Genomic DNA, 20,025 nt, shown 5'->3' with positions numbered 1-20,025 from the left:
GGTCCGCGCCGCGGCGCGGACCGGCGCTATCGGGTCACCGGTCGCCCTCCACCACCGGCTCCCCGTCCACGACCTCGATGGGCGAGGTAACGAGTTCGAACTCGCCCTCGTGCTTGGCCACGCCCTGCAGCACCGCGCCCTCCACCAGTTCGACGCCCAGATTCGCCCGCACGATGAGCGGATCGCTGCGGACATCGCGGTAGAGCGAGACGCACATCAGCACCATCACCACCATGAACGGCAGCGACACCACGGTGGTGAGTGCCTGCAAACCGGTCAACGCGCCACTGAGATCGCTCGAATCGGCGATCACCAGCATGATCGCGGCGACCGCACCGGTGGCGGTACCCCAGAAGATCACGGTGAGCCGGGACGGTTCGATACTGCCCCGCTCCGACAGGGTGCCCATGACGATCGAGGCGGCGTCCGCGCCGGAGACGAAGAAGATACCCACCAGGATCATCACCAGCACGGTGGTGACCGAGGTCAGCGGATACTCCCCGAGCAGGTGGAAGAGCGCGAAATCGGGGTTCACGCTGCCGTCGGCCTCGGTGAGGTCGTGGGTATCGGTCTGCTGGCGGATGGCCGCGCCGCCGAAGATCGCGAACCAGACCAGGCTCACCAGGCTGGGCACCAACAGGACACCCGCCACGAACTGCCGGATGGTGCGGCCCCGGCTGATCCGCGCGATGAACATCCCGACGAAGGGGGTCCAGGAGATCCACCACGCCCAGTAGAAGATGGTCCAGCTCGACAGCCACGCCTCCATTTCCTCGCCGCCGGCTATTCCGGTACGCGAGGCCATGGTCGATAGCTCGGCGATGTAGTCGCCGACCGCGGTGGGCAGGAAATTCAGCACGAACAGGGTGGGCCCGGCAATGAATACGAAAGCCGCGAGGATCACCGCGAGCACCATGTTGATATTCGACAGCCACTGGATACCGCGGGCGACGCCGGAGACCGCGGACAGGACGAACGCGACGGTGAGCCCGGTGATCACTGCCACCAGGCCGACCTTGCCGACGGCGTCCACCCAGCCGTTGAACTCGAACCCGGCCCCGATCTGCAACGCGCCCAGGCCGAGCGAGGCCGCCGAACCGAAGAGGGTGGCGAAGATGGCCATCACATCGATCGCCTTACCGCCCAGGCCCTCGGCGCGCCGGCCGAGCAGAGGCCGGAACACCGACGAGAACAGCTGCGACCGGCCGCGCCGGAACGTGCCGTAGGCGATGGCCAGACCGGCGACGGCGTAGATGGCCCACGGGTGCAACGTCCAGTGGAACAGCGTGGTCGCCATCGCGACCTCGGCGGCCTGCGGGCTGCCCGCCGCGGCGGTGCCCGGCGGCGGGGCGGTGAAATGCGTCAGCGGCTCGGCAACACCCCAGAACATGAGGCCGATCCCCATACCGGCACTGAACATCATGGCGATCCAGGAGACCGTTCGGAACTCCGGTTGTTCGTCATCGGCGCCGAGCGGGATCTTGCCGTAGCGGCTCAGCGCCAGCCAGATCACGTAGACCACGAAGGAGGTGGCCACCAGGACGAACAGCCAGCCGGTATTGGTGATCACCCAGGACTGGGCGTGCGACGCGAAGCCGGCCAAACTGTCCTGGTCGAAGATCCCCCAGAGTACGAAGGCCACGGCTCCGACCGAGGTGATGCCGAAGACCAGCCAGTCGAGGCCGCGGTCCACCGGTCTGTATCTGCTCGAGCCCGGCACGCCGCTGTGACGCGTCGCGGATTTCCCGCCGGTGTCGATCGCCATGGACGAGTCCTTTCAGATCGCACGTGCGTCCGGCACCGAGGTCGCGGGATCACGCGGACCAGCCGTTACCCGGCCCTTCCGCGCACCGCGACCACGCCACCGAACCGGATGCTCCGAAAAAAACCGTACTCGCCCCCGATTCGAACGCTGCGTCGAACACGTGAACAGCGGGCAGCGCGCCCTCCCTTCAGGCCGCCGGATACGGCCTGGAAGTCCCGGATCGGCGATCCGGACATCTGTCCAAACTCCAGTACGGACTTTCGACCGGTTTCCTGTACAGAAATTGCCCGCCCCCGCGACACTCATACCCGGACCGACGAACCGATCAGGAGGCGCACCGGTATGGCGGACCCGGCGAAACTGGTGGTGGGAGCCTCGGGATTCCTCGGCTCGCACCTGACCCGCCAACTGGCGGCGACCGGAGCCCCCGTCCGCGTCCTGGTACGCCGTACCAGCGATCTCCGCGCCCTCGCGGATCTGCCGGTGGAGATCCACTACGGTGACCTGTTCGACGATCACGCTGTGCGCACGGCCATGCGCGACTGCGACGAGATCTATCACTGCGCGGTGGACACCCGGGCCTGGCTACGCGATCCCGAACCTCTGTTCCGGACCAATATCGCCGGCCTGCGCCATGTCCTCGACGCCGCCTGCGCCACCGGACCGCGGCGGTTCGTCTTCACCAGTTCCGCCGCCACCATCGGACGCCGGCCGGGCGGCGTCGCCGACGAGACCGTCGCGTTCGACTGGCCACACCTCGGCGGTCCGTACGTGCGCTCCCGGGTCGAGGCGGAAAATCTGGTGTTGCGCTACGCGACCGAACGCGGACTGCCCGCGGTGGCGATGTGCGTCGCGAACACCTACGGCCCCGGCGACTGGCAACCGACACCGCACGGCTCATTCGTGGCCGCCGCCGCGCTCGGCAGACTCCCGTTCCGCTTCGCCGGCAGCGGGTCGGAATCGGTGGGGATCGAGGACGCGGCCCGGGCCCTGATCCTGGCGGGCACGGCCGGACGACCCGGCGAACGCTATATCGTCTCCGACCGTTTCCTCACCAATACCGAACTGCTCACCGCCGCCGCCCACGCGGCCGGCCGGGAGCCGCCCCGGGCGGCCGTCCCGCTGCCCCTGCTGTACCCCGCCGCCGGTATCGCCTCGGCCGTGGCCCGGGTACGCGGCCGGGACAGCCGGTTCACGGTGACCTCGGTGAACCTGATGCACGTCATGTCCCGGCTCGACCACGGCAAGGCCGAACGGGAACTCGGCTGGAAACCCGAACCGGTGCTGGACGCGGTGGCCCGGGGCGCGCGGTTCTTCGTCGAACGCCGGTCCCGGCGGGCCGTGGCCGGCGACTGACGGCGGCCGGTGCACAGCGGACCCAAGTTGCACTCTACATACAATGTGTAGGATGCAATACACTCCCGGCCGCGTGGTATAACGACTGACGGGACGCCCGCCGCGCCGCCACGGCATCCGAGTACGAGCAGGACACCCGCCATGGACAAACCCACGCATCTGATCGAATTCGAGACCATGCTCCTGGGCCGGCACAGCCTCAATGCCCATCTGCGCCGCCCGGACCACCTCGAGCGCAGTGCCTATCTGGTGCTGCGCCGGTTGCGGATCGAGGGACCCATGTCCATCGGCGAACTCAGTGAGGCCTTCGGCCTGGACACCTCCACCGTGCACCGACAGACCGCGGCCATGCTGAAAGCCGGCCTCGTGAAGCGTATTCCCGATCCCGAGGGCGGCCTGGCACGCAAGTTCCGGATCACCGACGAGGGCGAGCGCCGGGTCCTGGCCGACCGCGACTACAACATCAACGCCCTCGACCGGCTCCTGCGCGGCTGGAGCAGCGAGGACGTACAGACTTTCGCCGCCTACCTGGAACGATTCAACACCGACCTCGAGGCCCGGGAGGCGCGGCCCTGGCCGCGGCCCTCCCGCACCGAGCCGCGGTCCTAGACGCGACGGGCCGCCACCGGTATCAGTAGCGCCGCATATCGACCTGGCGGCGCACATTGGACAACGCGGTCACCACGGCCGTCCCCAGCGGGCCACTCCGGTCGTAGAGAGTGGTGGTGCCGACCGCAACGCCCGCATAGGCGACCTGATCCTGCGCCAGCACTCCGATACCCGGGCCGGACGGCACCCGGGCAAGCGTCAGTGTGACGTCCGAGTTGATATAGCCGACCCCTTCGGTGCCCCAATTGCACATGAGGCTCGCGGCATCCCCGGCCATCCCCGCGCGCTGCAACGGCGTCACCGGCTCACCCGCGACCACCGGCAGCATGTTCTGCCAGATGGCCTTGCGTTCGGCGTTCTGCGTGGCCGCGAAATCGCGGGTCCAGGCGCCGTCACCGCTCTTGAACAGCGGGTACGCGCCCGCCTCCGAGGTGTCGGGGGCTTCGGGCACCGGGAAATCGTGCGGCGGCTGCCACAGGTCGCCGCCGGGCACCTCGCCGGTGCGCAGGTAGACCACGGTCGCCCGCGACCGCACCTCCCCGCGCTGTAGCAGTTCGGCGTCGGCGACACAGATGCGTTTACCTTCCCGGACCACCACGCTGCGCAGCGCGGCCGGCTCGTCGCCCACCGGGCGGAACAGATCCACGGTCACCCGGGCGGGGACGAACTCCTGGCCCGGGGATCGCGTTTCCAGCTCCCGCGCCAGCAGCCCGCAGATCGCCGGCCCACCCACCTGGGTCGGGCTCCAGCTGGACATGGCTATAGGGGTGGGCAGGTACTGCTCACCCTCCCTGGCGAAAAACGCGAACACGCCCATCGGCTCCTCTCACGCGGACCCCTGTCCCAGAATTACAACACGTTCTAGTTTACGGTCGCGTGAAGGGCCCGGCCCTGGCGATTCACACCGGTAGCTCCCGAGCGAGAACTCCCGCCGCCTCCCGGACCTCGGCCGGATCGCCGTCCCAGCGGCAGTCGGCCGCTTTCGCGGCCGAGCGCGAATCCTGGCGCCGCTGCGGGGAACTGGGCCGGACATACTGAACGCCCGGCCGCCACCCGGCCACACCGGCCGGCGGCGCCGGGCGCGCCGGTTCGGGTCAGGCCCCCGAAGCCACCACCGAGGGCTGCAACTGGCTCAGCATCTCGTCGGTACCGAGCACCATGCCGCAGCGGCGGGCGGTGTACTTGGAGGCGATCAAGTGTTCTTCACGACTGAAGTCGGCCACCGCGTCGTGCGCCAGGAACGCGTGGATATCGTTCATGAACGCCTCGGCCGCACTGAGCATGCAGCCCATATGGGCGTACACGCCGGTGACCACGAGCTGGTCCCGGTTACGGTAGCCGAGCAGTTGACGCAGATCCGTGCGCTGGAACGCCGAATAGCGCCATTTGGTGACCTGGATGTCCTGCTCGTGGGGTGTCAGTGCGGCGATGACCTCGGTATCCGGGCCGTCCGACATACCGGTGCCCCAGAAATCGGCGAGCAGGCCGCGCCGGTCGGGATGCTGATCGCCCGGCTGCATACTGTAGATCACCGGTATGCCCAGCTCGTGGCACCGATCGCGGAGCCGGGCGATATTGTCGATCATCGTCCGGGCAGGGTCGCGATCGAGCTGATAGGCCGTGACGAAGTAGTTCTGCATGTCGTGGATCAGCAGGGCGGCACGGTCGGGATCGAGTCTCCAGGCCACTCTGTTGGTGATCTCGTCGTCCAACGGCGGCATCGCATAGGGTGCGATCGGCTGCATGGCCATGTCCAGAACTCCTCATTTCTTGTGGCCCGCGACCTTCTGGAAGGCCGCGGGCCCGGGCGCAACGGGGGAAGGTGGTAGGTCAGGGCACCGCCGCCGGGCGGCCGGCCACGCCCAGCGGTCCGAGGACCCGCTGCAATTTCCCGGTGGTTTCGGCCAGTTCGTCCTCGGGATCGGATTCCGCGACGATGCCGCCACCGGCGTAGGCCACCAGGGTCCGGTTGTCGGCGGCGAGTTCGGCACAGCGGATGCTGACCATCCATTCCCCGTTGCCCTCGGCGTCGCACCAGCCCACCGCGCCGGCGTAGAAACCGCGTTCACCTTCGAGTTCGGCGATCAGCCGGGCGGCCGCCGCGGTGGGTGTACCGCAGATCGCCGGGGTCGGATGCAGTGCGACGGCCAGTTCCAGCGCCGACGGTCCGGCCACCGGGACGGTCGCGCCGATGGTGGTGCCGAGATGCCACATGGCCGGTGTCTCGGTGAGATCGGGGCGGGCGGGCGTGCGCACATCGGTGCACCGGTCGCGCAGCACCCCGGCCACATGGTCCACCACGAAGCCGTGCTCATGCTGATCCTTCGCCGAACCGAGCAATGTCTCGGCGGCGATCCGATCGGCCAGCGCGTTCTCCGGCACCCGCCGCGCCGAACCCGCGAGCGGATGGCTGGTGACCTCGGCACCGATCCGCCGCACCAGGATCTCCGGACTGGAACCCACCAGGTGACGGCCGGTGAACAGACCACCGGCCGCGGACAGGTCCACCAGGTAACCGTTACCGGCGGGGTCGGTGGAGACCAGGAGATCCAGCAGGTCGGCGGCGCGCACGGTCTGGTCGGCCCGGGCCCGCAGCGCCCGGGCGAGGACGACCTTGCGCAGCGGCTGGGCGGGATCGGCCAGCAGCCGCACCGCGGCGCCCACCCGGCGCAGATGCTCCTCCGGCTCCGGAAGGTGTTCGGTGACCGTGATATCGGGTGCGGTGACCGGCCGGGCGGTCCGGGGGCCGTCGGTCACCGAAATGGTGTCGGGAGCCCACAGTGCGGCCGGCGCACCGGGGGTGAACGGCAGCGCGCCGACGATATGGGAGACCCGGTGCGCCCGCAATTGCGCGACGGCCTCGGCGGGGCTGTGGAAGACACGCCCGCCGGCAGACGCGGTCACGGTGCGCTGCGGCCGGGACAGGACAAAGGCGGGATCCGCTGAATACGCGGGGTTCTCGACGTCGATGATGATCATCCTCTCGTGTCACATATCCAGCGTTGCGCCGCCGTCGACCCGCAGGTCGTGCATGGTGATGTGGCGCGCGGCATCGGAAACCAGGAAGCGGACGGCGGCGGCGATATCGGCGGGATCGGCGATCCGCCGCAACGGGATGCCCAGCCGGTAGTTCTCGGGGTCGCCGTCGAGGAGGCTGCCCCGTCCGGCCTCGCCGAGACCGTTCTCGTCGGAGTCCGCGTACATTCCGCGCAGCATCGGGGTATCGGTGGAACCCGGGGAGACCAGGTTGACCCGCACCCCGTGCGGCGCCACCTGGAGCGCGAGCGAGCGGGTGAACGCCGTGGCCGCGGCCTTCGCGGCGCCGTAGGCGGCGAGGTTCACCCGCGGGACAGTGGCGGAGTTGGAGGAGACGACCACGATGGAACCGGTTCCGGCCGCGACCATTTCGCGGGCGGCGCGCTGGGCCACGTACACGGCGCCGCCCGCGTTGACGGCCACACAGCGCTGCCATTCCTCCGGGGAGGTGTCCAGGGCGGAGCCGCCGATCATCGCGCCGGCGGCGTGGACGACCACCCGGGGTGTGCCGCGTTCGGCGAGCTCTTTGTCGAATGCTTCGGCGACCGCTGCCGCGTCACTGATATCGACTTCGGCCGAGGTCACGCCGGTGCCCTCGTGCTGGCGCCCGAGCCGGGCCGCGATCTCGTGTACCCGGGCATCCCGGTCCCACAGTGCGATATTCGCGGAATCGCCGGCGAGTTCGGCGGCGATCGCCGCACCGATTCCCCCTGCGGCTCCGGTGACGATGACCCCTTCGCCCCATTGCTTCGTGCCCATTAGGTTAGCCTAACCTGAAGTTACACCGTAAGGCTAGCATTCCGGTGTGACGTGTAACAAGATCGCTGATCGGAAAGAGGTGCTCCATGTCATCGCCCGCCCTCCCCGGTTTCACACCGTGGCCGCCGGACCAGATCGACCATTACCGAGCTGAAAAGCTCTGGACGGGCGAGACATTCGGATCTCTGCTGACAGCTCGTGCTACCGCGAGCCCGGAGGCGATCGCGGTCGTGGACGCGGCGAACCGCTGGACCTATGCCGAACTGGAGCACCGGTCCCGGTCGCTGGCCACCGGATTCGCCCGGCTGGGCATCCGCCCGCGGGACCGCGTGCTCGTCCAGCTGCCCAACCGCGCCGAATTCGTCGAAGTGATCTTCGCGCTGTTCCATCTGGGCGCACTGCCGGTGTTCTGTCTGCCCGCGCACCGGGCGGCCGAACTGATCCCCATCGCCACGGTGAGCGGGGCCGTCGCGATGGTCACCTGCGACCGGCATCAGCGATTCGACCATGCCGCACTGGCCGATACGGTCCGGCGCGAGGTCGAGACCCTGCGGCATGTCCTGCTGGTCACCGACGACCCCGCGCACGATTTCGCCGAGGATGCCGCGGACCTCGCCGACTACCGGGACGAGCCCGGCGACCTCACCGAGCCGGACGCCGGCGACGTCGCGTTCCTGCAGCTGTCCGGCGGTAGCACCGGGATCCCGAAGCTCATCCCCCGCACCCACGACGACTACCTGTACAGCGTGCGGCGCAGTGCCGAGATCACCGAACTGGGCCCCGATACCGTCTATCTGGCGACACTGCCGATCGCGCACAATTTCCCGATGAGTTCCCCGGGCATCCTCGGTGCGCTCTACGCGGGGGGCACGGTGGCCATGACACCCGACCCGACCCCGTCGACGGCGTTCGCGGCGATCGAGCGATTCGGTGTCACCATCACCGGCCTGGTGCCGCCGCTGGCGCGGCTCTGGGTCGAACGGGCCGAGAAGGGCGGCCAACTCCCCGATCTGTCCACCCTGCAGGTGATCCAGGTGGGCGGCGCCCGCTGCCCGGACGAACTGGCCCGCCGGGTCGGTCCCGCGCTGGGTGTCACCCTGCAGCAGGTGTTCGGCATGGCCGAGGGCCTGGTCTGCTACACCCGGCTCGACGATCCGATCGACGTGGTGGTCGGCACCCAGGGCCGGCCGATGTCGGAATACGACCGGATCAGGGTGGTCGATGACGCGGACGTGGACGTGGCGCCGGGTGCCGACGGAAATCTGCTGACCCAGGGTCCGTACACGATCCGCGGCTACTACGACAATCCCGAGGCCAACGCCCGCAGCTTCACCGCGGACGGCTGGTACCGCACCGGCGATATCGTCGCCCTGCGGCCGGACGGGAACCTGGTCGTGAAGGGTCGGGCGGGCGACTGGGTGAACCGCGGCGGCGAGAAGGTGTCGGCCGAAGAGCTCGAGGCCCATCTGCTGGAACATCCCGGAATCCGGGACGCGGTGATCGTCGGCACTCCGGACCCCGTACTCGGTCAGCGGATCTGCGCGTTCGTCCAGCCGCTGGACCCGCGGACCCCGCCGACACTGACCACGGTGCGCACCTTCGTCCGGGAACGCGGTATCGCGGCCTGGAAGATGCCGGACGCGGTGGTCACCGTCGCCGAATTCCCCGAGACGGGAGTGGGCAAGACCAGCCGCCGCGATCTGCGCCGACTGCTCGCCGAGGGGCACCGCACCGCGTGACCCCCGGTGCCGCGGACCGCGCCGGGCGCGCGGTCCGCGGTGCCCGGTCACGGGCACAGCACCGCCAGCCAGGACTCCAGAACGGGGTCACCGGCCAGCATCAACGGGTCGACGGTCTCGTGTCCCTCCGACCGCCACTTCTCCACCAGCTGCATGATGCGCACCGAATCCAGTCCGGCGTCGAGCAGATTGGTGTCGGTGGACAGTTCCTCCGGCGCCACGCCCAGCAGATCGGCCACATCGCGGATGAAGTGGTCGCGGTCGGCCACCGCGGTCGGCTCGTTCGTCATCTCTGTCCTCATTCCTCGCGGTCGAAATCCGCGACTCCGTGCTTCCAATAGCCCGCGATCAGGCAGTCCTTCGCCGGCACACCGAGTTCGCCGCGTACCCATTTGCGGATCGGCCGCAGCTGACCGGCTTCCCCGGCGACCCAGGCGTAGACGTTCTGTCCCTCCGGCACGGTGACCGTGCGGATCGCCTTCTCCAGCAGGTCGCCGGTCCCCGCACGCGCGTCGCCCCGGTGCAGCCACCGGACCTCCACGCCCGCCGGGGCCGCCAGTTCGATCTCCTGGCTCTCGTCGACCACTTCGACGAACACCCAGCCGGTCTTCTCGCGCGGTAACCATTCCAGCCAACGGGCGATCGCGGGGAGCGCGGTGAGATCGCCGGCGAACAGGTAATTGTCGTAGCTGGTGGGCACCACCACGCCACCGGGCGGGCCCGCGATATGGATGCGGGTGCCCGGCCGCACGGCCAGCGCCCACTCCGCGGCGAGGCCGCCGGGGTGCAGGGCGAAATCGATATCGAGTTCCCCGGCCGCGGCGTCGTAGCGGCGCACCGTGTACTCCCGTGAGATCGGCCGGGGCGCGGGCCAATCCAGCGACAGGCCGTCGCGGATCGGCAGCCGCAGGGTGCCGTCGGTATCCGGGAACACCAGGCGCACGTGCTCGTCGGGTACATAACTGTGGAATCCGTCGAGCTCGGGACCGCCGAAAGTGATCCGGATCAGCCCCGAACCCACCGGGGCGGTACGGATCACCTCCAGTTCCCGCAACCCGATCGGATAACCGACCTTCGCGCCGTGCGTGCCGGCCAGCACCTCGGCGATCCGCTCACGGTAGGCTCCGCGATCCACCATCACACTCCGTCCTTCTTCTCCTCGACCACGGCCCCGGCGGCCTTCTCTTCGACTACGGTGCCGCCGACCGGAACCTGCGCCGGCGGCGGCGGTTGCGGCGGCGCGCCCGCGGGCGCGGTGAGCCCGTACAGCGGCCACACCAGCACCAGCGCGAATACGAACAGGGCCAGCACCGCCGCGCCGTAGACCACCAGCGCGGTACCGGGTTCGACCAGATTGCCGATCGCCCCGGCCGCCATGGACCCGACCGCGGTACCGGCCACCGACTGCACCATGAGCAGCCCCGACATCCGGCCGCGCATATCGTCGGGGGCATTCTGCTGCAGTACCGCGTAGCGCAGGATGCCGTTCACCGCCCGGGCGACGCCGAACGCGGCCAGCCCCAGGAAACTCCACGCGGCCTGCGGCCAGATACCGGCCATGACCAGGCCGAGCGGCATGAGCGCCAGCGAGCCCAGCAGTACCAGTCCGTTGCGCCGCGTGCGGCCGATCCAGCCACTGGTCAGCGATCCCAGCACGGCACCCGCCCCGGGCGCGGCGTAGAGCAGGCCCAGCGTGGCGGGACCCGAGTCCAGGGCCCGGTCGGCGAATGCCGGGAGCAGTACCAGGGGTCCGCTGACCAGCATGGCGAGCAGACCGCTTACCAGTACCGCGCGAATAACGTTGTGCCGCATCGCGAACGCGATACCGTGTCCCAATTCCACCAGCGGATTGCGGATCTCGCGGGCCGGCGGTGGGGCGGACCCGATGGCCCGGATGAGCGATACCGTGCCCACGGTCGCCGCCGCGGCGGCGAAGAACGCGAAGGACACCCCGATCCGGGCGATGAGGACCCCGGCGATCGCCGGCGTGATCATGGTGCCCAGATCGGAGGTCAGCGTCGTCAGCGCACCGGCGGCCGGGACCTTCTCCCGGGGCACCAGCATGGGCACCAGCGCCATCATCGCCGAACCGCTGATGCCCCCGGCCAGGCCGTCGACCACGGCCGCCGCGTAGATCACCGCGAGGAACGGATCGGGCAGCAGCGCGTTCACGCCCAGCGCGAGGAACGCCAGACCCGCCGCCGACCGGGACAGCGAGATCACGGTGCGCCGGTCGTACCGGTCGGCGATCACCCCGCCGCCGAGACTGCCCGCGAACAGTGCGATCGCCATGGCCGTGGACACTCCGGCGACGTGCAGACTCGACCCGGTGAGCTCGTAGACCTGCACCGGCAGGGCCACCATCAGCAGACCGATACCGAGAACAGAGACCAGTCGCGCACCGAAGGCAGCGCGGAACCGCCGGCTCTCCCGCAACGGAGAGATATCGATGAGGAGGCCGGCGGGGGTTTTCACGTGAACTGCTCCTGGATCAGGTCGAGGGTGTCCATGACGCCGCGGTAGTCCGGCCGGTAGCTGGTGGCCGGCAGTTCGTAGACCTTCTTGTCCTTGAACGCGGGCAGCTGGGCGTACAGCGGATCCTTCGCGAGATCGGCCGCGCCCTTGGCACCGCTGAGCGGCACGACGAACACCACGGGCGCGTCCACGACCTTGGTCAGCAGTTCGGGGCTGAAACCGAACCAGTCGGCCGAGGGGTTCAGCTCGGGGTTACCGGCCTTGGCGAGTACCTGGTCGTCGGCCTGGAAACCCAGCTCGGCGAGCAGCGTCGGCAGCGCGGCGTTCGGCAGGATCATCTTCGGCTGCCCGTCGGCGGCCGACTGGAAGTAGCCGACCTGCTGTTCGGGGACCTTGATCGCCGCGGAAACCTGCTTCACCTTGTCGTCATAGGCCGAGATCAGGTCGGCGACCTTGTCGGCGCGGTTGACCACATCGGCGATCTGCTTCAGCTGATCCTGCCAGCCGGTGACATTGCCGGGCAGCAGTACCGTCGGCGCGATGGCGCTGAGCCGGTCGTAGGCGTCCACCGACTGTTTGGCCGGGAAGCCCTGGCCGCCACCGATGATCAGGTCGGGCTGGAGGGAGGCGACGAACTCCACGTTCACGGCCTGTCCCACCGGCACCATCTGGGTGCCCTGCTCCTTCGCCGCGTCGGCCCAGGTCTGCGGGAAATCGGCATTACGGCCACTGACCCCGAGCACCCGCGGGTCCGCCGCGGCCACCGGAACGTCGAGATCGTAGAGGTAGCCGGCCAGCGCCCCGTTGAGCACCACCACCCGCTGCGGATCCGCGGGAACCTCGATGGCGCCCTTCTCGGTCTGGACCGGGCGGGTCCCGGAGGCGGCGGCGGGTTCGGCATCGGAGCTACAGCCCGCGACCGCGACCACCACGACGAACAGACCGGCCACGAGGCGTAGCCAGGCCGCGAAGCGGCTGTGGGATAACAGCGACATAGGTGTTCTACTTTCTTTCTCGGACCGCCGGGACACCGGATGGTGCCGCGGCGAAGTCTCGGGGTCCGGGACGCACGGTCAGGTCCGCAGGGCCGCTTCGGTATCCAGCAGCGCGGCGACCTCCGACCAGCCGTCCTCGGAAACGATCCCGAAATGGGAGTAGGGCAAGCGGCGCGCGGTGATCCGCGCACCGGCGGCGCGCCAGCCCGCCAGCTGGGCGGCGACCCGCTCGGCATCGTCCTCGGCACCGGGATCGGCCGCGTACAGCGCCATCGGCCCGGCATAGCTCGGCGCCTCGGAGACGGTGACCATACGCAGCAGTTCACCGGCCGCGCCCCGGATGAGCGCCGCGAGATCCGGGGCGTCGTCGGGGAGTTCGGGCAGCAGGGCCGCCAGGCGCTCCGGATCCGCCAGCGCCGCGGTGGCCTGGTCCGCCAGATTCGCCAGCGGATGCGAATCGACCAGGCCCACGAACGCGACCTTCGCGCCGCACTCGGCGAGTGCCGCGGCGATCGCGTGCACGATATTGCCGCCGAGTGAGTACCCGAGCAGGTGGTAGGGCCCCTCGGGCTGGATCTCGCGGATGGTCGCCAGATAACGCGCGGCGAGTTCGTCGATGGTCGTGGCGCCCGATTCCGCGCCCCGCAGCGCCGGCAGTTGCAATCCGATCAGCGGCCGGTCGGCGCGCAGCCGCCGGGCCAGCGGGGTGAACTGCCACGCGGTACCGCCCACCGGATGCACACAGAACAGTGGTTCGGCCGAGCCGCGGGGACGCAGATCGAGCACATGGTCGAGGCGCCGGCCCAGCATGGCGATCTCCTCGGAGGGCGCGGCGAGATCCGCCGCCCGAGCCGGAACGACCTGCGGTGCCGCCGTCGCCACACCGTCGATCCGGGCCGCCAGCACCCGGGCGGTGGGCGCCTCGAAGATATCGTCGACCACCACCTCGTGACCCGCCCGGCGCAATCGGCCGACCAGCCGGACCGCGGTGAGCGAATGACCGCCCGCGGCGAAGAAATCGTCGTCCGGGCCGATGGCCGCCACGCCGAGCACCGCGGCCATGGCTTCGAGCACCGGCCCGGCGGCGGCGGACAGCGTCGGGTCCGCGACCGCGGTGACGGCGACGACGGGCGCTTCCACGGGATAGTCGGGGACCGGTAGCGCCTTGCGGTCGAGTTTGTCGCTGCTCGTCATCGGGATCTCGTCGAGTTCCACGAAGGCCGCCGGAATCATGTACTCCGGCAGAGCTTCCCGCACCGTGGCCCGCACCGCGTCGACGTCCAGGGCGGCGCCGGTCCGCGTCCGCAGATAGGCCACCAGGCGCTGATCACCCGGGTTGTCCTCGCGCAGGATCACCGCCACCTGGGCGATCTCGGGGCGGCGCAGGATCGCCGACTCGATATCGCCGAGTTCGATCCGCTGTCCCCGCAGTTTGATCTGACTGTCGGTGCGGCCCACATACTCGAGTTCGCCGTCGGCGCCCCAGCGGACCAGATCGCCGGTGCGGTACATCCGCTCGCCGCTCCCGGCGGGGTCGGCGACGAAGGTCCGGGCGGTCTGCTCCGGGCGGTGCAGGTATCCGCGGGCGAGCTGGACCCCGGTCAGGTACAGCTCCCCGACCACCCCGGACGGCACCGGCCGCAACCTGTCGTCGAGCACCCGCACGCCCGCGCCACCGGGCGGACGGCCGATCGGGACCGTCACGGTATCGGCGTCGTTGGTCGCGTGATAGGTGATACAGACCGCGGCCTCGGTGGGGCCGTACAGGTTGTTCACCCGGGCCCCGGTCGCGGTCCGGAACCGCTGTGCCGTCGCGGGCGGCAGCGGTTCGCCGCCGGTGAACACGCAACGCAGCGCGCCGCACCCGGACAGATCGCTTTCCTCGGCCGTGGTGGTGAGCATGGACGAGGTCATCTGGATCGCGGTGACCCCTTCCTCGGCCATCAGCCGTGCCTGATAGTAGGGATCGCGGTGACCGTTGGGGCGGGCCACCACGATCCGGGCGCCCACCAGCAGCGGCAGGAAGATCTCCAGCAGTGAGGCGTCGAAGGTCGCCGGGGTCCGGTACAGCACGGTGTCACCGATCCCGAACCCGTGCTGTTCCTGCAACCAGGCGAAGGTGTTCACGATGGCCGCGTGCGGGACCGTCACGCCCTTGGGCACCCCGGTGGAGCCGGAGGTGAACAGCAGGTAGGCCGCATTGTCCGGCCGCAACGGCGCGAGCCGGTCGGCGTCGGTGAGCGCGGTCTCCGCGAAATCCGCGGTGTCGAGCGTATCGACGGAAACCACGGGTGCCCGGCCGGTTTCGAAGGCGTCGGCGGCCGTGGTCAGTACCAGTGGTGTCGCGGCGGCCGCGAGGATGGTGTCCACGCGCTCGGCGGGCTGCCCCGGATCCACCGGCAGGTACACCCCGCCGGCCCGGCAGATGGCGTGCGCCGCGATCACCTGATCGGCGCCGCGCCGCATGGCCACCGTCACCACGGTCTCGGGACCGATGTCCCGGGCGACCAGCCAGCGGGCGAGCCGGTTGGCGCGCGCCTCGAATTCGCGGTAGGCGATCGTCGCGCCGTCGACCGTGATCGCGGGCGCCGCGGAATCGAGCGCGGTGTGCGGACCCCAGTCGGCCATGGTGTGGCCGCGGGTGCCCGGGTGACGGGTGGCCGCCAGCACGGCGCCGGTGGTGGCGCCGGGCTCGTCGACCAGGGCGGTGAGTACCGCACCCAGCCGGGCCGCCATCCGTGCGGCGGACGCGGCGTCCACCGCGCCGGGGTCGTGGTGCAGCATCAGGCGGAACCGGTCGCCGGGCAGGGCCGTCACCGTCACCGGGTAGTGGGTGAGGCTGTGCACCGTCACACCGGCCACCTCGACCTCGTGCGAGGCGTTACCCCGCACACCGGTTTTCGGGAAGTTCTCGTAGACCACCAGGGTGTCGAAAAGCCGGCCGATGCCGGCCGCCCGTTCGACCGTGGCCAGGCCCAGGTAGCCCTGATTCTGCAGGTCGAGTGTGGTCTGCTGGAATTCGGCGAACTGCACGGCCGCGGGCCGCGCGGGATCCAGGGTCAGCCGGACCGGGACGGTATTGCTGAACAACCCGACCATGCCCGCCACACCCGGCAGCTCGCTCGGCCGGCCCGACACCACCGCGCCGAAGACCACATCGTCGCGACCGAGCTGCTCGGCCAGTACCAGTCCCCACGCCCCCTGCAGCAGGGTGTTCATGGTCAGTCCGTTGGCCCGGCCGAACGATTCGAGCGCGGCCGCGGTCTCGAGAGCCAGCGGCACCTCCAGTCCCACCGCGGCCGACCGCGACCCGGGCGCGCCGACCAGGCTCGGCGCGGACAGCCCATCCAGGTATTCGGCCCAGCGCCGGACGGCCGCGTCGCTGTCGCGGGCGGCGAGCCAGGCCAGATAGGTGCCGTAGTAGCCGGGTTCGGCCAAGCGCTCGCCGTGGTAGAGCGCGAGCGTCTCGCGCAGCACGATCGGCACCGACCAGCCGTCGGCCAGCAGATGATGGGCGGTCAGCACCAGTCGGTGCGCGGTATCGGACAGCCGGATGAGCAGTGCCCGCAGCAGCGGTGGTTCGGCGATATCGAAGGTCCGCGCACCGGCCAGCTCTTCCAGCTCCAGCGCGCCCGCCGCGGCCGCGGCCGGTGACCGGTCGCGCAGATCCTCGACCTGCCACGCCACCCGCGGTATCCGCGGGATCACCTGCACCGGGCGGTCGAACTGCTCATACCGGAAGGCCGCGGCCAGATTCGGATGCCGTCCCAGCACCGTCGCGTACGCCGCGCCCAGCCGGTCCGGGTCCAGCGGTCCGGCCAGTTCGAAACGGGCGGTGAGCGTGTAGACATCGGCCGCGCCGTCGCGCAGGGCGTGGAAGAGCAGCCCCTCCTGCAATGGGGAGAGCGGCAGCACATCGGCGATCGGCCCGTACGCGGCGGTCAATTCGGCGGCGTCGCCCGGCGGAAGCGCTATCGAGACGGCGGTCGCGTCCGGCTGCTGCTGCGTCCCCGACACCGCCGCGGGGTCGATGTTTTCGGCCGCCGCGGCCAGATCGGCCAGGCTGCGGCGGGTCAGCATGTCCTGCGGGGCCAGGACCAGACCGCGTTCCCGGAGCCGGGTGCAGACCCCGATCGCGGTGATGCTGTCACCCCCGGCGCCGAAGAAGTCGTCGTCGATATCGACGGTCGCGCCGCCGAGCAGTTCGGCGACCACTTCGGCCACCGCGTGCTCGGCCGCGGTGGCCGGCGCGCGCCCACCGGCCGGTTCGGCCGGATCGGGCAGAGCGGCACGGTCGACCTTGCCGTTCACCGTCCACGGCAGTTCTTCGAGCACCACGATCCGGGTCGGGACCATCGGGTCGGGCAGGGATTCGGCCAACCGGTTACGGATCCGGGCACCGAGATCGCCCGGTCCGCCGCTGCCGTCCGGCACTTCCCGCCCCGGGACGACGTAACCGACGAGACTCGCCCGCCCCGCGATTTCCCGGATATCGGCGGCCGCCGCCGCGACCTCCGGGAGCCCGCTCAGCGCGGCCTCCACCTCACCGATCTCGATCCGGTGCCCGCGAATCTTCACCTGGGCATCGGCGCGGCCGGAATAGAAATAACCGCTACCGGGCTCCCAGCGCGCCAGATCGCCGCTGCGGTACATCCGTGACCCCGGCGGGCCGAAAGGATCGGCTACGAAGCGCTGAGCGGTGATTCCGGGTGCGCCCAGATAGCCCTGCGCGATGCCCGCGCCCGCCAGATACAGTTCGCCGGGCTGTCCGTCGGCCACCGCCTGGAGCCCGTTGTCCAGGAGATAGGCCCGCACCCCGGGCAGCGGGACACCGATATGCGGGTCCGCGCCGCGTACGGGCGCGCCGATGGCGTCGACGGTGGCCTCGGTCGGGCCGTACAGATTGACCGCGGTGATCCCGGCGCGCTGCACCTGCTGCCACAGATCGGGCGGGCAGGCTTCCCCACCCAGGACGAGCAGCCGCGGCGCGAGCTCGGCCAGCCCGTGCCCGAAGAGCGCGGCGGCCAGCGTCGGGGTCCCGTCCACCACTTCGATTCCGTCGGTTCGCATCGCCGCGACCAGCGCCGCGGGATCGCGCCGTATCTCGCTGTCGTACAGATGGATCCGATGGCCGTCGAGCAGCCACAGCAGTGGATCGAGAGCCGCGTCGAAGGCGAAGGACGTCGTATGCGCGACCGCGAGCCGCCGGCCCCCGGCCCGTGCGACGGTCTCGGCGTAGATGCCGGACCGGTGCCCGGCCACCAGCTGCGCCAGCGCGGTGTGGTCGATCACCACGCCTTTCGGCGTACCGGTGGAGCCGGAGGTGTAGAGCACATAGGCGGGGTGATCACCCCGGACGATCCCGGTCTCGGCCGCGGTCGGCGGTGTGCCCGGATAACCGCGCAACGCCTCGCGCACCGGGTCGCTGTCGAGTACCACTGCCGGCCCGTCGAGGGCACCGGCCAGGGCGCTGTCGGTGAGCACCAGGACCGGGGCGGCGTCGTCGATCATGGTCTGGCGGCGGGGCACCGGATGTTCCGGGTCCAGCGGCAGATACGTGCCGCCCGCCCGCCATACGGCCAGCAGCGCGACCACCAGATCCGCGGTCCGCGGTAGCGCGACACCGACGAGCCCGCCCGGTGTCACGCCCCGGTCCCGCAGATACCGGGCCAGCCGGTACACCTGCCCACCGAGTTCACCGGCGGTGTAGCGCTGTGCACCGCTGACCAGGACCGTGTCGCCGGCATACTCGGCGACCATCCGGTCCAGCGCGGCGGGCAGCGGTTCGGCGGTGCCGGCGGCGGACGGTCCGCAGCGCGCGGCAAGCAGGCGGTCGCGGTCCGCGCGGTCGATCAGTTCCAGGGTCCCGACGGCCACCTTGTCCAGTTCGGTGAACGCCTCGATCACCCGCACCAGACCCGCCACCCGGCGGTAGGCGGTCTCCGGATCGTTGGTCCGGGCATCACATTCGAAGCCGAGCAGCACCGATTTGTCGGGAAGCGGGGTCACCACCAGTCCGAGATCCTCCGGCGGACCGCCGGCCACGTTCCGCAGCACACCCTTGGCGCCGTCGAAGTCGAGTGCGAAATCGAAAACTTTGAGGTTCATGCCGATTCCGTGCAGCAGTTCCCCCGCCCCGAAACCGCTGAGGTCGCGGGCCAGGTCGGCACCGCTGTAGCGCTGATGCCTGCGCATCTCCCGCAGTGTCTCGGCGACCCGCACGCCGAGTTCGCCGACGGTGTCGTGGGCGTGCACGGTCAGCCGCAGCGGCAGCACGTTGACCGCCATCGCCGGGGTGCTCAGCGCGACCCGGCCGACCCGGCCCATCATCAGCATCGAGAGCACGACATCGGAATTGCCCAGCAGCCGCTGCACATAGGCGGCGTAGCAGGCGATCAGGCCGTCGGCCCAGGTGATCCGGTAGCGCTCGGTGCAATTGCGCAGCCGTTCCAGCGTTTCCACCGGCAGGATCGCCTCGGCGCGGAGGGTGCGCTCCACCGCGCCCCCGAGGGCGGTGCCGCGGCCGTCGAGCGAGGGCGCGGGGCTGAGCTGTTCGCGCCAGTAGCGCCGGTCGGCGGTGAATTGCTCGCTGTCGCGGTAGTTCTGCTCGTCGGCGACCAGCTCGGCGATGGTGCCGAAGGTCGCCCGGGGCGGTTCCGTCCGCCGGCGCAGCGCGGTGTAGTGCGCGGCGACCCGGCGCGACAGCAGGGCCGCGCTGTAGCCGTCGACGATCAGGTGGTGGTAGAGCTGCACACACCAGACCTCGGAGTCGGTGAGCCGGATCAGCGTGTAGTTGTACAACCGCCGGTCCACCATGCCGCGGCACCGCTGCGCCGCCTGATGACGTTCCAGTGCCACCGCTTCGTGGGCGAGCGAATGCGGTTCGGCCGCACCGCGCAGATCGATCATCGGTTGCAGCACGGCGGGTTCGTCGCAGACATACTGCCGTGGACCGGCCGCGGTAGCACGGAAACGCAGCCGCATGTTCTCTGCCTCCGCGACCGTGCGGCGGATCGCCTCGGACAGGGCCTCGACGTCGATCGGGGTATCGCCGGAGATCTCGAGGACCTCACCGACCAGATAGCGCCCGGAGTCCGGGTCGAACAGCTGCGCGTTCCATATTCCCAGCTGAGGGCCGGTGAGCGGTAACCCGGGATCGCTGGCCTTCGAGGCATCCTGCTCTGCCGCCGGCACGGCAACTCCCTTCGCTGTGAACCACATTCGGTGTGGTGCCGATACCGGTCCCTCTATCGACCGGCACGGCACACAACCACAGTTGAGGTTAGCCTAA

General features: G+C 70.1%; 13 protein-coding genes. 3 read left to right on the top strand and 10 right to left on the bottom strand.

What is annotated here, in order from left to right:
* Positions 1-34: 34 nt before the first annotated feature.
* The gene (locus tag AB0H42_RS24070) at positions 35-1,765 is read right to left on the bottom strand and encodes a BCCT family transporter (RefSeq protein ID WP_357059446.1); all 1,731 of its coding nucleotides are present in this window, start codon (positions 1,763-1,765) and stop codon (positions 35-37) included.
* A 342-nt stretch (positions 1,766-2,107) separates the two neighbouring features.
* On the opposite strand from AB0H42_RS24070, the gene AB0H42_RS24065 reads away from it, so the two are divergent.
* Positions 2,108-3,121 (top strand): NAD-dependent epimerase/dehydratase family protein, encoded by a 1,014-nt coding sequence (locus AB0H42_RS24065; protein ID WP_357059443.1) that lies wholly within the window; start codon positions 2,108-2,110, stop codon positions 3,119-3,121.
* Between the two features lie 141 nt (positions 3,122-3,262).
* A complete protein-coding gene (locus AB0H42_RS24060) occupies positions 3,263-3,730 on the top strand; it encodes a MarR family transcriptional regulator (RefSeq protein ID WP_357059440.1) in 468 nt (155 codons plus the stop codon).
* Between the two features lie 22 nt (positions 3,731-3,752).
* Here AB0H42_RS24060 and AB0H42_RS24055 read toward each other — a convergent pair whose 3' ends face one another.
* The 4 genes from AB0H42_RS24055 to AB0H42_RS24040 form a co-directional block, all read right to left on the bottom strand.
* On the bottom strand, positions 3,753-4,547 hold the full coding sequence (locus AB0H42_RS24055; RefSeq protein ID WP_357059438.1) for an acyl-CoA thioesterase domain-containing protein: 795 nt from the start codon (positions 4,545-4,547) through the stop codon (positions 3,753-3,755).
* Between the two features lie 277 nt (positions 4,548-4,824).
* A complete protein-coding gene (locus AB0H42_RS24050) occupies positions 4,825-5,481 on the bottom strand; it encodes an isochorismatase family protein (RefSeq protein ID WP_357059436.1) in 657 nt (218 codons plus the stop codon).
* Positions 5,482-5,560: 79 nt separating this feature from the next.
* Positions 5,561-6,709, bottom strand: a complete 1,149-nt coding sequence (locus AB0H42_RS24045; protein WP_357059433.1) for a chorismate-binding protein — start codon at positions 6,707-6,709, stop codon at positions 5,561-5,563.
* Positions 6,710-6,718: 9 nt separating this feature from the next.
* Positions 6,719-7,525 carry an SDR family oxidoreductase gene (locus AB0H42_RS24040; protein WP_357059430.1) on the bottom strand — a complete coding sequence of 269 codons (807 nt, stop codon included), beginning with the start codon at positions 7,523-7,525 and terminating at the stop codon, positions 6,719-6,721.
* Positions 7,526-7,611: 86 nt separating this feature from the next.
* On the opposite strand from AB0H42_RS24040, the gene AB0H42_RS24035 reads away from it, so the two are divergent.
* Positions 7,612-9,264, top strand: coding sequence for an AMP-binding protein (locus AB0H42_RS24035; RefSeq protein ID WP_357059427.1), 1,653 nt, complete (start codon positions 7,612-7,614; stop codon positions 9,262-9,264).
* 47 nt (positions 9,265-9,311) lie between these two features.
* Here AB0H42_RS24035 and AB0H42_RS24030 read toward each other — a convergent pair whose 3' ends face one another.
* The 5 genes from AB0H42_RS24030 to AB0H42_RS24010 form a co-directional block, all read right to left on the bottom strand.
* Positions 9,312-9,554 (bottom strand): phosphopantetheine-binding protein, encoded by a 243-nt coding sequence (locus AB0H42_RS24030; RefSeq protein WP_357059425.1) that lies wholly within the window; start codon positions 9,552-9,554, stop codon positions 9,312-9,314.
* A gap of 8 nt (positions 9,555-9,562) precedes the next feature.
* A complete protein-coding gene (locus AB0H42_RS24025) occupies positions 9,563-10,399 on the bottom strand; it encodes a siderophore-interacting protein (RefSeq protein ID WP_357059554.1) in 837 nt (278 codons plus the stop codon).
* 2 nt (positions 10,400-10,401) lie between these two features.
* The gene (entS, locus tag AB0H42_RS24020) at positions 10,402-11,739 is read right to left on the bottom strand and encodes an enterobactin transporter EntS (protein ID WP_357059422.1); all 1,338 of its coding nucleotides are present in this window, start codon (positions 11,737-11,739) and stop codon (positions 10,402-10,404) included.
* Complete coding sequence (locus AB0H42_RS24015) at positions 11,736-12,734, bottom strand: ABC transporter substrate-binding protein (RefSeq protein WP_357059419.1); 999 nt, start codon at positions 12,732-12,734, stop codon at positions 11,736-11,738. Before AB0H42_RS24015 ends, entS begins: the two co-directional genes overlap by 4 nt.
* Positions 12,735-12,812: 78 nt before the next feature.
* The gene (locus tag AB0H42_RS24010; RefSeq protein WP_357059417.1) at positions 12,813-19,928 is read right to left on the bottom strand and encodes an amino acid adenylation domain-containing protein; all 7,116 of its coding nucleotides are present in this window, start codon (positions 19,926-19,928) and stop codon (positions 12,813-12,815) included.
* Positions 19,929-20,025 lie beyond the last annotated feature (97 nt).

The organism is Nocardia sp. NPDC050799 (assembly GCF_040654015.1).
Lineage (GTDB): Bacteria > Actinomycetota > Actinomycetes > Mycobacteriales > Mycobacteriaceae > Nocardia.
This window is presented reverse-complemented; position numbering and strand designations above follow the sequence as displayed.